Raw genomic sequence first — 12,174 nt, forward strand, 5'->3', positions numbered from 1 at the left:
CTGAACCCATGATATCCCAACTTATCCCATGAACGATCCGTAGCTCGGGGGGGCGAGGGAGTCGTGAAGGGGATGGTCGGGTGAGCCGGCGGGGTCGGGGGGCCTCGCCGGCCGCTTTCCGGCTGGGACTTTATCACCGCCGCAGGGGGACATGGCGGCCAGATGACCCGGTTCATGGGCACGCACACCAATCGATTGGACCGCAAGGGACGGGTTTCCGTCCCCGCGCCCTTTCGCGCGGAGCTGACCCGGCTGGGCTCGGACGAGCTGGTGCTGCGTCCCTCCCACAAGTGGCCCTGCCTGGAAGCCTGGCCGATGCCCGCCTTCGAGGCCGAGACGAGCAAGCTGGAACAGCTGGAAGTGTTTTCCGAGGAGCATGACGACCTCGCCGCCACCCTGTTCGCGGACGCCTATCCGATGCGTCCCGACGGGGAAGGCCGCATCATGCTGCCCGAGGAGCTGATCGCCCATGCCGGGCTGAGCGACTCCATCGCCTTCATCGGCAACGGGCGCATCTTCCAGATGTGGGAGCCCGCCGCCGGGCGGCAGCGCAGCCTGGAGGCCCGCCAGAGCGCCCTCCAGAAGCGCATGACCTTGCCCGCCACGCCGCGGGGCGCGGCATGAGCGGCCACCTCCCCGTCATGCTGGCCGAGGTGCTGGCGGCGCTCGCCCCGCGCGCGGGCGGCACCTATGTCGATGGCACCTTCGGCGGCGGCGGCTATGCCCGCGCCATCCTGGAGGCCGCCCCCTGCACCCTGCACGCGATCGACCGCGACCCGGACGCCATCGCCCGCGGCGCCGCGCTGCAGGCGGTCTTTGCCGGCCGGCTGCACCTGCACGAAGGCCGATTCGGCGACATGGACGCGCTGCTGGAGGGCGTGCCGCCGGTGGATGGGGTGGTGCTCGACCTCGGCGTCTCCTCCTTCCAGCTCGACCAGGCCGAGCGCGGCTTCTCCTTCCGCTTCGACGGCCCGCTCGACATGCGCATGGAGAAGGCCGGCCCCTCGGCCGCCGAGCTGGTCAACCGCCTGCCGGAGGGCGAGCTGGCCAACGTGCTGTGGGAGCTGGGCGAGGAGCGGCATTCCCGCCGCATCGCCCGCGCCATCGCGGCCGCCCGCCGGGAAGCGCCGATCGAGACCACGGGGCGGCTCGTGCAGATCATCCATTCGGTGATGCCGCGCGATCCCTCCGGCATCGACAGCGCCACCCGCTCCTTCCAGGCGCTGCGCCTGAAGGTGAATGACGAGCTGGGCGAGGTGGAGCGCGGCCTCGCGGCCGCCGCCCGGCTGCTCGCCCCTGGCGGGCGGCTGGTGGTGGTGGCCTTCCACTCGCTGGAGGACCGGCTGGTGAAGCGCTTCATGCAGGCCGCCGCCGGCCGCGCGCCCGGCGCCTCGCGCCACATGCCGGCCGCCATGCAGGCGCCCGCCGCCCGCGCGGCGTTCCGCCTTGTCGTCAACAACGCCCAGCGCCCGGGAGAGGCCGAGACATCGGCCAACCCGCGCGCCCGATCCGCCCGCCTGCGGGCCCTTGAGAAGCTGGAGGAGGCCTGATGTTCCGCCCCCTGACCGTGGTCGCCATCGCTGCCTTCAGCCTGGTGGGCTGGCACGTCTACCGTGCCGAGGAGGCCGCCACCCAGCTCGACCGCGAGCTGCGCGACCTCAACCGCCGCATCGAGCAGGCGCGGGAGCGGACCCAGGTGCTGCGCGCCGAATGGGCGATGCTGAACGAGCCGGAGCGGCTGCGGCAGGTGGCGCAGCGGCACCTGACGCTGGAGACGATGCTGCCCGACCAGTTCGTGCGCATCGCCGAGCTGGAGCGCCGGCTGCCGCAGGCGGTGGCCTTTGCCGGGCCGGTCAGCCTGTTCGGCTCGGCGCCGGAGATCGCGGTGGCCGCGGCCGAGCCGGCGGCACCGCAGCCGGCGGCCGCCTCTTCCGCCGCCACGCCTTCCGCCGCCTCCCCCGCCCCGCGTCCGGCCGCTGGCACGGCCGTGCTGGCGGCGGCCGCGATTGGCGCCGTGTCCAGCGCCGCCGCCGCGCCGCGCGCCGCCAGCGAGGCGCCTTCCCGCCCCGCACCCGCCGCCGCCGCGCGGGCGGCCGAGCCGGCGCGCCCGGCAGGCCGCGCCACCAACCCGCCCGCCTCCAGCGTCGCCCTCGCCGCCAGCCGGGCGGAGGCGCCGCGCCGCGCCGCCCCCGCGATGGCGGCACCCGTGGCCCGGGCGCCGGCCCCCGCTCCCGCCCCGGTGCTGCGCGCGGCCGCGCCCATGGCCACCCAGGCGGCCCGCGCCACCCCGCCACAGGCGCCGCTGCTGCGCGCCGCATCGCATGTGCCGGCCCCGCGCCCGCTGGCGCCGCCCATGGGCTCCGCCCTCGGCATGGCCGGCGGCCGCGGCCTCGCGCCGCCCGTGCCGCTGGCCGCTCCCGTTCCCGCCGCGTCTGGTGCCTGGAGGCAGTAACCGGCCATGCCGCACGTCACGCCCCCCTCGCCGGACTCCCCGCCCCTGCGCCATCCGCGCCAGGCCGCGCCGGAGCATGAGGATCCCGCCGCGCCGGCGCCGGGCGTGGTCGTGCGCGTCACCCAGCCGGACCTGGCGCGCCGCGCCCAGCTGGAGCGCAGCCGCGGCCGGCTGGTGATCGCGGCGCTGGGCTTCGGCGTGCTGTTCCTGGCCGTGGCGGCGAAGGCCACTTGGTCCACGGTTGTCATGCCGGCCGAGCCGAAGCGGCTGAACGCCGCCGTGCGCGCCCTGCAGCCGCCCGTGCAGCACGCCGCCAGCCGCGCGCCGATCACCGACCGCAACGGCGAGATGCTGGCCATCTCCCTGCCGGTGACCGCGCTGGTCGCCAATCCGCGCGTGATCGACAACAAGGAGCTGGTCGCCGACCGCATCCGCACGGTGCTGCCGCAGCTCGAGCGGGACAAGCTGATCGAGCGCCTCTCGGGCGACCGCGGCTTCGTCTATGTGGCGCGCGCGCTGACCCCGCGCGAGCAGCAGGGCATCATCAACCTCGGCATCGCCGGGCTGGACTTCGAGGAGGCGGAGCGCCGCTACTATCCGCAGGGCCGCGCCGCCGTGCATGTGCTCGGCAATGTGGACGTGGACGGCAACGGCCTGTCCGGCATCGAGCGTCGCTACGACGAGCGGCTGCGCACCGAGCGCGACACGCCGCTGAAGCTGTCCATCGACGTGCGCGTGCAGCTCGCGCTGCGCGACGCGGTGAGCCAGGCGATCCACGACTTCAACGGCATCGGCGGCGCGGGCGTGGTGCTCGACGTCAACACCGCCGAGGTGGTGGCGATGGTCAGCCTGCCCGACTACGACGCGGGCGACATCGGCGGCGCCACGCCCGACCAGCGCTTCAACCGCGTGACCGTCGGCGTCTACGAGCCGGGCTCCACCTTCAAGCTGTTCACCGCCGCGGCGGCGCTGGAATACGGCACCGCCAACGTCAACACGTCGAGCTTCGACGCGTCCCGCCCGATCCGCTACGGCCGCTTCACGATCAGCGACTACAAGGGCAAGAACCGCTGGCTCAGCTTCCCGGAGATGCTGGCCTACTCCTCGAACCTCGCCGCCGCGCACATGGCCGCCACCTACGGCCCGGCGCGGCAGCGCGAGTTCCTGAAGCGCGCGGGCATGCTGGCGCGCCCGCCGATCGAGCTGCCCGAGGCGGCGGCGCCGCTGGTGCCGCCCGCCAATGCGTGGCGCGACATCAACATGTACACCGTCTCCTTCGGCCACGGCATCAGCGTCACCCCGCTGCACGTGGTCTCGGGCGTGTCCGCCATCGCCAATGGCGGCATCCTGCGGCCGCCCACCCTGCTGGCCCAGCCGCCCGGCGCCGCGCGCGAGGGCACCCGGCTGATCAGCGAGCAGAACAGCGAGACGATGCGCCGGCTGATGCGCCTCGTCGTCACCGACGGCTCGGGCAAGAACGCCGAGGTGCCGGGCTACTTCGTCGGCGGCAAGACCGGCACGGCGCAGAAGACCGGCCCGCGCGGCGGCTACATCATGAACAAGCGCATCGCGGCCTTTGTCGGCGCCTTCCCGATGCAGGCGCCGCGCTACGCGCTCTACGTGATGGTCGACGAGCCGAAGCCGAACGCCAAGAGCCATGGCTACGCCACCGCCGGCTGGGTGGCGGCGCCGGCGGCGCACACCGTCATCTCGCGCATCGCCCCCATCCTGGGGCTGGTGCCGGAGGACCCGGCCAACCCGGCCATCGTCGCCGCCACGCAGATCCCGCTGCAACCGGGCCGGGCGCGCCCGGCCACGGCCAGCGCCCGGCCGGCGGCGCCCGCCGTCTCGCCCGCCGCCGCACGGCCGGCCGAGCCGCCGCGCAGCCCCGCCCCGCGCGCCGCCGCCGCGCCAGAGGCCCCGGCGCTGCGCGCGCCGCAGCCCGCGCAGCCCCACCCCCTGCCCCGCGCGGTGCCGATGCCCAACATGCCGGCCACGCCCGGCAGCCTGCCCGCCCCCGTGCCGCTGCGCATGACCTCGGCCGACGCCGCCGCGCCGGCGCCCCGGCGGGAGGCGAGCCTTGCGGCTCGGTGAGCTGATGCAGCAGGCCCTCGGACCGCAGCGCGGCGCCGGCGCCATGTCCTTCGCGGGCCTGGCCATCACCGGGCTGACGGCCGACAGCCGGGCGGTGGCGCCCGGCTACCTGTTCGCGGCGCTGCCCGGCGCGCGGCAGGACGGGCGCGCCTATATCGCGGAGGCCGTGGCGCGCGGCGCCGGCGCCGTGCTGGCGCCCGACGGCACCGAATGGCCCGCCGGCGTGCCGCCCCGCCCGCTGCTGACCGAAGCCGACCCGCGCCGGGCGCTGGCCCGCATGGCCGCCGCCTTTCACGGCGCGCAGCCGGCGCGGCTCGTCGCCGTCACCGGCACCAACGGCAAGACCAGCACGGTGGACTTCCTGCGCCAGATCTGGGCGCTGGCGGGGCTGAAGGCGGGCTCGCTCGGCACGCTCGGCCTGCGCGCGCCGGGCTTCCCCGAGACCCCCTCCCTCACCACGCCGGACCCGGTGGCGCTGCACGCCACCCTGGCGCAGCTCGCCCGCTCCGGCGTGCAGAGCGTGGCGCTGGAAGCCTCCTCGCACGGGCTGGAGCAGCGGCGGCTCGACGGGCTGATGCTCACCGCCGCCGGCTTCAGCAACCTGACGCGCGACCACCTGGACTACCACGGCGACATGGCGGCCTATGCGGGCGCCAAGCTGCGCCTGTTCGACACGCTGCTCGACCAGGGCGACGCCGCCGTGGCCAATGCCGACATGGCGCCCGAGGTGCTGGACGCGCTGCGCGGCATCGCGCGCCGCCGCCACCTGAGGCTCCACACGGTGGGCGAGGCGGGCGAGGCGATCCGCCTGCTGCGCCAGGCGCCCCGCCCCGACGGGCAGGAGCTGCTGCTGGAAGCCTTCGGCCGCCGCGCCGAGGTGGTCCTCGCCCTGCCCGGCCGCTTCCAAGCGGACAACGTGCTGCTGGCGGCGGGCCTCGCCATCGCCACCGGCCTCGCGGCCGACAGGGTGCTGGGGCTGCTGCCGCATCTTGCCGGCGTGCGCGGCCGCATGGAGCTGGCCGCGCGCCTGCCGGGCGGCGCCGCCGCCTATGTGGACTACGCCCACACGCCGGACGCGCTGGAGCGGCTGCTCACCGCGCTGCGCCCGCACACCCGCGGGCGGCTGCATGTGGTGTTCGGCGCCGGCGGCGACCGCGACGGCGGCAAGCGCCCGCTGATGGGCGGGATCTGCGCCCGCCTGGCCGACCACGCCATCCTCACCGACGACAATCCGCGCGGCGAGGACCCGGCCGCCATCCGCGCCGCCGTGCGCGCCGGCATGACGGGCACGGCCGAGATCACCGAGATCGGCGACCGCGAGGCGGCGATCGCCGCGGGGCTGGCGGCGCTGGCGCCGGGCGACGTGCTGGTGGTGGCCGGCAAGGGGCACGAGCCGGGCCAGACCATCGCCGGCGTGACGCATCCCTTCGACGATGTGGAGGTGGTGCGCCGCCTCGCCGGGGTGGCGTCATGAGCACCCCGCTCTGGACCCCGGCCGAGCTGCGCGACGCCACCGGCGGCACCTGCCCGGACGGGCTGGAGATCCGCGCCATCGGCATCGACAGCCGCGCCACCGGCCCCGGCGAGCTGTTCGTGGCGCTGCGCGACGCGCGGGACGGGCATGACTTCGTGGCCGATGCCCTGGCGCGCGGCGCCGCCGCCGCCATGGTGGACCGCGACCCGCCCGGCGTGCCGTCCGGCGCGCCGCTGCTGCGGGTGGCCGGCACGCTGGAAGGGCTCCAGGCGCTGGGCGCCGCCGGGCGGGCGCGCAGCACGGCGCGCATCGCCGCCATCACCGGCAGCGTCGGCAAGACCACCACCAAGGAGATGCTGCGCCACGGCCTGTCGGCGCTCGGCCGCACCCATGCGGCGGTGGCCAGCTACAACAACCACTGGGGCCTGCCGCTCACCCTCGCCCGCATGCCGCGCGAGGCGGAATACGGCGTGCTCGAGATCGGCATGAACCATCGCGGCGAGATCGCGCCGCTGGCCCGCCTCGCGCGCCCGCATGTGGCGGCGATCACCACGGTGGAGGCGGCGCATATCGGCCATCTCGGCTCCATCGAGGAGATCGCCGAGGAGAAGGCGGACATCATGGCGGGCCTCGTCCCCGGCGCGCCGGTGGTGCTGCCGCGCGATGCCGCCATGTTCCCCCGCCTCGCCGCCCGTGCCGAGGCGGCCGGGCTGCGCGTCATCTCCTTCGGCGCGCATGAGGCGGCGGAATACCGGCTGCTCGGCTATGAGGGCGCGGCCGAGGGCGGGGTGGCCCGCCTTTCCCTGCGCGGCGCCGGCCACACCCTGCGGCTCGCGGCCCCGGGCCGGCACCTGGCGCTGAACGCGCTGGCCGCCATCGCGGTCGCCGAGGCGCTGGGCGCCGAGCGCGCCGGCTTCCTGGCGGCGCTGGAAGGGTTCCGCCCCGGCGCCGGGCGCGGGGGGCGGGTGACGCTGGACCTGCCCGGCGGCAGCGCCCTGCTGATCGACGACAGCTACAACGGCCAGCCGCCGGCGATGCGCGCCGGGCTCGGCGTGCTGGGGGCGCAGCGCCCTGGCCCGGGGGGGCGCCGGATCGCCGTGCTGGGCGACATGCGGGAGCTTGGCGGGCACGGCCCCGCTCTGCACGCATCCCTGCTCCCCGATGTTCTGGCCGGGGCGGATGTGGTATTTTGCTGCGGTGCACTGATGCGCGGCCTGTTTGACGCCCTGCCGGAGAACCGGCGCGGCGCGCATCGGGACAACAGCGATGAACTGGCCCCGCTGGTGCGGCAGGCCGTGCGTCCGGGCGATGTCATTCTGGTGAAGGGGTCGCTGGGCAGCCGCATGGCGGTGGTGGTCCGGGCCCTGACATCGGCATCCCAGGACATGCGGACTGGGATGCGCGAAGGGGCGCATTCATGATCTACAACCTCCTGTCCTCGCAAGCGGACGGGTTCATCCTGTTCAACCTGTTCCGCTACGTCACCTTCCGGGCCGGCGCCGCCTGCATGACGGCGCTGTTCGTCACGCTGTTCTTCGGCCCCGCCGTGATCCGCTGGCTGCGCAGCTTCCAGAATGGCGGCCAGCCGATCCGCACGGACGGGCCGGAAGGGCACCTGCTGACCAAGAAGGGCACGCCCACCATGGGCGGCGTGCTGATCCTGCTCGGGATGGTGCCGGCGACGCTGCTGTGGGCGGACCTGCGCAACGGCCTCGTCTGGGCCGTGCTGCTGGTGACGCTGGGCTATGGCGCGCTGGGCTTCTGGGACGACTGGCTGAAGGTCACCAAGCGCAACACCAAGGGCGTCTCCGGCAAGGCGAAGCTGGTGGTGCAGGCGGGCGTCGGCCTCGCCGCCGCCATCTGGATCACCCAGCTCATGCCGGCGGAGCTTTCCTCGCAGCTGGCCATGCCCTTCCTGAAGGAGGCCATGATCAATTTCGGCATCCTGTTCCCGCTGGTGGGGATGCTGGTGATGATGGGCGCCTCCAACGCCGTGAACCTGACGGACGGGCTGGACGGCCTCGCCACCGTTCCGGTGATGCTGGCGGCCGGCGTGTTCGGGCTGATCTCCTACCTCGTCGGCAACCGCCTCTTCGCCGACTACCTGCAGCTCAACGGCGTGCCCGGCACCTCGGAGCTGGCGGTGTTCCTGTCGGCGCTGATCGGCGCGGGGCTCGGCTTCCTCTGGTACAACGCGCCGCCCGCCAAGGTGTTCATGGGCGACACGGGCAGCCTCTCGCTCGGCGGCGCGCTGGGTGCCGTGGCGGTGGCCACCAAGCACGAGGTGGTGCTGGCCATCGTCGGCGGGCTGTTCGTGGTGGAGACGGTGTCCGTCATCATCCAGGTGTTCTGGTTCAAGCGCACCGGCCGCCGCGTCTTCCTGATGGCGCCGCTGCACCACCATTTCGAGAAGAAGGGCTGGGCCGAGCCCACCATCGTCATCCGCTTCTGGATCATCGCCATGATCCTGGCCCTTGTCGGCCTCGGCACGCTGAAGATCCGCTGAGATGAGCGCCGCCGCCCCCTTTCCTCTTGCCGCCTTCGCGCCCTTCGCCGGGCAGCGCATCGCCGTGGTCGGGCTTGGCCGCGCCGGGCTGCCCGCGGCGCGGCGGCTGGTGGATTGGGGCGCGGAGATCCTGTGCTGGGACGATGGCGAAGCCGCGCGCGATGCCGCCCTCGCCGCCGGCCTGCCGGTGGGCGATCCCTGCGCGAAAGCCGGCTTCCGCTTCGACGCGCTGCTGCTTTCCCCCGGCATCCCGCACACCCTGCCGGCGCCGCACCCGGCCGCCGCGCGCGCGCGCGAGGCCGGCGTGCCGGTGCTGTGCGACGCCGAGCTGCTGTTCCGCGCCGTGCGCGCCCAGAAACAGGAACAGGGCGGCAGCCGCGCGCGCTTCATCGGCATCACCGGCACCAACGGCAAGTCCACCACCACGGCGCTGCTGCACCACCTGCTCGTGCAGGCGGGGCGCGTGGCGGAGGTGGGCGGCAACCTCGGCCCCGCCGCGCTCGGCCTGCCGCTGCTCGGCGACGAGGGCTGCTATGTGCTGGAGATGTCGAGCTACATGCTGGAGCGCACCGCCGCGCTGCGCTTCGACGCCGCCGTGCTGCTCAACCTTTCGCCCGACCATCTCGACCGCCATGGCGGCATGGCGGGCTATGCCGCCGCCAAGGCGCATGTGTTCGACCACCAGGACGCGCGCGACCTCGCCGTGATCGGCATGGACGACGCGGACACGGCCGCCTTCGCGCAAGGGCACGCGGCGCGGGTGGTGCCCATCTCCGGCCTCGCACCGCAGCCGGGCGGCGTCTGGGCCGAGGGCCGCCTCCTGCGCGACGAGGCGGGCGTCATCGCCGATCTCGACGCGGCGCCCGCCCTGCCCGGCAGCCACAACGCGCAGAACGCCGCCGCGGCGGCGGCCGTGGCGCTGTTCATGGGCCTTTCCCACGCCGAGATCGCCGCCGGCCTCGCCAGCTTCCCCGGCCTGCCGCACCGGCAGGAGCGGGTCGGCGCGCGTGGCGGCATCGCCTTCGTCAACGACAGCAAGGCCACCAACGCCGACAGCACCGCGCGCGCTCTCTCGAGCTACGACCGCGTTGTCTGGATCGGTGGCGGCGTGCCCAAGGCGGGCGGCATCGACAGCCTGGCGCCGCTCTTTCCGCGTATCGCCGAGGCGGTGCTGATCGGCCAGAGCGCGCAGGATTTCGCCGCCACCCTCGCCGCCCACCGCGTGCCCGTGCGGGTCGCCGGCACGCTGGCGGCGGCGGTGCCGGCGGCGCGGGACGCGGCGCGGCGGCACGGGGTGGGCACGGTGCTGCTCTCCCCCGCCTGCGCCAGCTTCGACCAGTTCACCGGCTTCGACGCGCGCGGCGATGCGTTCCGCGCCCTCGTCGCCGCCCTGCCCGAGGACGTGTGATGGCCCTCTCCCGCGCTGATACCTCCGTCCTTGGCCGCTGGTGGTGGACGGTCGACCGCTGGACGCTGGCGGCGCTGCTGGCGCTGGTCGGCCTCGGCTACGTCATGCTGCTGGCCGCCAGCCCCGGCGTCGCCGAGCGCATCGGCGCCAGCTCGCGCGACCTGTTCATCCTCAAGCAGGTGTTCTTCCTGGCGCTGGCCACGGGCGTGATGGTGTTCATCTCGCTGCTGCCGGTGAAGCAGGTGCGGCGCCTGGCGTTGCTCGGCTTCTTCGGCGCGCTGCTGATGACGGCGGCGACGCTGTCCATGGGCGTCGAGATCAAGGGCGCGCGGCGCTGGCTGCACCTGCCGGGCATGACCATCCAGCCTTCCGAGTTCCTCAAGCCCTGCTTCGCCGTGGTCGCGGCCTGGCTGCTGTCCGAGGCGCGCAACCTGGGCTGGCGCGCCACGGCGGCGGCCTGCGCGCTGTTCGTGGTGGTGGCGGCGGTGCTGGTGAAGCAGCCGGACATGGGCATGCTCATCGTCATCGGCTCGGTGTTCTGCGCGCAGCTCTTCGTCGCCGGCATCAGCCTGGTGCTGGTGGCGGGCGCTGGCGTCGCCGGCGTGCTGGGCGGCATCGGCGCCTATTTCGTGCTGCCGCACTTCCAGTCGCGCATCGACCGCTTCCTCGACCCGCAATCGGGCGACACCTACCAGGTGCAGATCGCCATGGAGGCGTTCGGCCATGGCGGGCTGCTCGGCGTCGGCCCCGGCGAGGGCCGGCTGAAGGGCATGCTGCCCGACGCCCATGCCGACTTCGTCTATGCCGTCGCCGGCGAGGAGTTCGGCCTGGCCATCTGCCTGCTGATCCTGGCGCTGTTCGGCTTCGTGGTGCTGCGCGGTCTGCTGCGGCTGCTCGGCGAGAAGGACATGTTCATCATCCTCGGCGCCACCGGCCTGCTGACGCAGTTCGGCCTGCAGGCCTTCATCAACATGGGCTCGGCGCTGCACCTGATCCCGACCAAGGGCATGACGCTGCCCTTCGTCTCCTATGGCGGCTCCTCCGTCGTCGCGGTGGCGCTCGGCATGGGCATGCTGCTGGCCATGACGCGGCGGCGGCTCGCCCGGACGGAGGAGGCATGAGCGGCGCGCCCATCGTCATCGCCGCCGGCGGCACCGGCGGCCATTTCTTTCCCGCCGAGGCGCTGGCGGCGGAGTTGCTGCGCCGCGGCCACCGCATCGCGCTGATGACGGATTCGCGCAGCGCCGACTACAGCAGCCCCGCCTTCGCCCATGCCGAGCGCTTCGTGCTGAAGGGCGCGGGCCTGGCCGGGCACGGGCTGCAACGCGCCGCGATGGGCGCGATGGCGCTGGCCGCCGGCACGGTGCAGGCGCGCAGGCTGCTGCTCTCGCTGGCGCCGGCGGCGGTGGTGGGCTTCGGCGGCTATCCCTGCGTGCCGCCGCTGCTGGCCGCGCGCACCCTGCCCGCCGCGCGCCGCCCGGCCACCATCCTGCACGAGCAGAACGCGGTGCTCGGCCGCGCCAACCGCCTGCTGGCGCGCGGCGCCGACACGCTCGCCCTGTCCTTCGCCGACACGGCGCGCGTGCCGGCCGGCACCACCACCGCGGTGGTGGGCAACCCGGTGCGCCCCGCGCTCGCCGCCCTGGCGGGCCAAGGCTTCACCCCGCCACAGGGTCCGGTGCGGCTCTTCGTCATCGGTGGCAGCCTCGGCGCGCGCGTCTTCTCCGACGTGGTGCCCGAGGCGGTGGGCCTGCTGCCCGCGCCGCTGCGCGGGCGCCTTTCCCTGGTGCAGCAATGCCGGGTGGAGGACCTCCCCCGCGTGCGCGCCGCCTATGAGGCGCTCGGCGTGCCGGCGGAGCTCGCCCCCTTCTTCGGCGACGTGGCGGGGCTCTACGGCACGGCGCATCTCGTGGTGGCGCGGGCCGGCGCCTCCACCGTGGCGGAGCTGGCCTGCGCCGGGCGCGGCGCCATCCTCGTGCCCCTGCCGCACGCCATCGACGACCACCAGACGGCGAACGCGAAGGCGCTCGCCGCCAGCGGCGCGGCGGTGGTGATGCCGCAGCCCGCCTGCACGCCGCCGGCCCTGGCGGCGCAGCTCGCCGCCCTGCTCGACTCGCCGGAGGCGCTGGCCCGTGCCGCCGCCGCCGCCGCCAGCCTCGCCGCGCCGGATGCCGCCGCGCGCCTGGCCGATCTCGTTCTCGCGCGCGCCGCCGCGCGCCGCTCTCAGGAAGTCTCGTAGA

At 74.7% G+C, this 12,174-nt stretch carries 10 protein-coding genes; all 10 read left to right on the forward strand.

The annotated features are described in order from the left end of the window. Positions 1–162: 162 nt before the first annotated feature. Genes mraZ through murG form a run of 10 tightly spaced genes read left to right on the forward strand, consistent with a single transcriptional unit; the run spans position 163 to position 12,173 of the window. Positions 163–624, forward strand: a complete 462-nt coding sequence (mraZ, locus tag CR162_RS07315) for a division/cell wall cluster transcriptional repressor MraZ (RefSeq protein WP_099094879.1) — start codon at positions 163–165, stop codon at positions 622–624. Beyond that, positions 621–1,550 (forward strand): 16S rRNA (cytosine(1402)-N(4))-methyltransferase RsmH, encoded by a 930-nt coding sequence (gene rsmH / locus CR162_RS07320; protein ID WP_099094880.1) that lies wholly within the window; start codon positions 621–623, stop codon positions 1,548–1,550. Before mraZ ends, rsmH begins: the two co-directional genes overlap by 4 nt. Further along, on the forward strand, positions 1,550–2,452 hold the full coding sequence (gene ftsL / locus CR162_RS07325; protein WP_099094881.1) for a cell division protein FtsL: 903 nt from the start codon (positions 1,550–1,552) through the stop codon (positions 2,450–2,452). The genes rsmH and ftsL overlap by 1 nt, the downstream gene beginning before the upstream one ends. Positions 2,453–2,458: 6 nt before the next feature. Further along, entirely contained in the window at positions 2,459–4,546 is a 2,088-nt protein-coding gene (locus CR162_RS07330) for a peptidoglycan D,D-transpeptidase FtsI family protein (RefSeq protein WP_099094882.1), read from the forward strand. A gap of 43 nt (positions 4,547–4,589) precedes the next feature. Beyond that, positions 4,590–6,020 carry a UDP-N-acetylmuramoyl-L-alanyl-D-glutamate--2,6-diaminopimelate ligase gene (locus CR162_RS07335; protein ID WP_245870196.1) on the forward strand — a complete coding sequence of 477 codons (1,431 nt, stop codon included), beginning with the start codon at positions 4,590–4,592 and terminating at the stop codon, positions 6,018–6,020. Beyond that, positions 6,017–7,441, forward strand: a complete 1,425-nt coding sequence (locus tag CR162_RS07340; protein WP_099094883.1) for a UDP-N-acetylmuramoyl-tripeptide--D-alanyl-D-alanine ligase — start codon at positions 6,017–6,019, stop codon at positions 7,439–7,441. The genes CR162_RS07335 and CR162_RS07340 overlap by 4 nt, the downstream gene beginning before the upstream one ends. Next, a complete protein-coding gene (gene mraY / locus CR162_RS07345) occupies positions 7,438–8,526 on the forward strand; it encodes a phospho-N-acetylmuramoyl-pentapeptide-transferase (protein WP_099094884.1) in 1,089 nt (362 codons plus the stop codon). The genes CR162_RS07340 and mraY overlap by 4 nt, the downstream gene beginning before the upstream one ends. Before the next feature lies 1 nt (position 8,527). Then, the gene (gene murD / locus CR162_RS07350; RefSeq protein ID WP_099094885.1) at positions 8,528–9,934 is read left to right on the forward strand and encodes a UDP-N-acetylmuramoyl-L-alanine--D-glutamate ligase; all 1,407 of its coding nucleotides are present in this window, start codon (positions 8,528–8,530) and stop codon (positions 9,932–9,934) included. Continuing rightward, entirely contained in the window at positions 9,934–11,055 is a 1,122-nt protein-coding gene (locus tag CR162_RS07355; RefSeq protein ID WP_099094886.1) for an FtsW/RodA/SpoVE family cell cycle protein, read from the forward strand. The genes murD and CR162_RS07355 overlap by 1 nt, the downstream gene beginning before the upstream one ends. After that, the gene (murG, locus tag CR162_RS07360; protein WP_099094887.1) at positions 11,052–12,173 is read left to right on the forward strand and encodes an undecaprenyldiphospho-muramoylpentapeptide beta-N-acetylglucosaminyltransferase; all 1,122 of its coding nucleotides are present in this window, start codon (positions 11,052–11,054) and stop codon (positions 12,171–12,173) included. The genes CR162_RS07355 and murG overlap by 4 nt, the downstream gene beginning before the upstream one ends. Position 12,174: the final 1 nt, after the last annotated feature.

It is taken from the genome of Teichococcus rhizosphaerae (assembly GCF_002631185.1).
In the GTDB taxonomy this organism is placed as follows: domain Bacteria; phylum Pseudomonadota; class Alphaproteobacteria; order Acetobacterales; family Acetobacteraceae; genus Pseudoroseomonas; species Pseudoroseomonas rhizosphaerae.

Bases quoted from the DNA above. Each gene is read 5' to 3' on its own strand.
- CR162_RS07335 (WP_245870196.1), top strand. From the start codon at position 4,590: ATGTCCTTCGCGGGCCTGGCCATCACCGGGCTGACGGCCGACAGCCGG.
- CR162_RS07330 (WP_099094882.1), top strand. From the start codon at position 2,459: ATGCCGCACGTCACGCCCCCCTCGCCGGACTCCCCGCCCCTGCGCCAT.
- murG (WP_099094887.1), top strand. From the start codon at position 11,052: ATGAGCGGCGCGCCCATCGTCATCGCCGCCGGCGGCACCGGCGGCCAT.
- CR162_RS07355 (WP_099094886.1), top strand. From the start codon at position 9,934: ATGGCCCTCTCCCGCGCTGATACCTCCGTCCTTGGCCGCTGGTGGTGG.
- rsmH (WP_099094880.1), top strand. From the start codon at position 621: ATGAGCGGCCACCTCCCCGTCATGCTGGCCGAGGTGCTGGCGGCGCTC.
- mraZ (WP_099094879.1), top strand. From the start codon at position 163: ATGACCCGGTTCATGGGCACGCACACCAATCGATTGGACCGCAAGGGA.
- CR162_RS07340 (WP_099094883.1), top strand. From the start codon at position 6,017: ATGAGCACCCCGCTCTGGACCCCGGCCGAGCTGCGCGACGCCACCGGC.
- murD (WP_099094885.1), top strand. From the start codon at position 8,528: ATGAGCGCCGCCGCCCCCTTTCCTCTTGCCGCCTTCGCGCCCTTCGCC.
- ftsL (WP_099094881.1), top strand. From the start codon at position 1,550: ATGTTCCGCCCCCTGACCGTGGTCGCCATCGCTGCCTTCAGCCTGGTG.
- mraY (WP_099094884.1), top strand. From the start codon at position 7,438: ATGATCTACAACCTCCTGTCCTCGCAAGCGGACGGGTTCATCCTGTTC.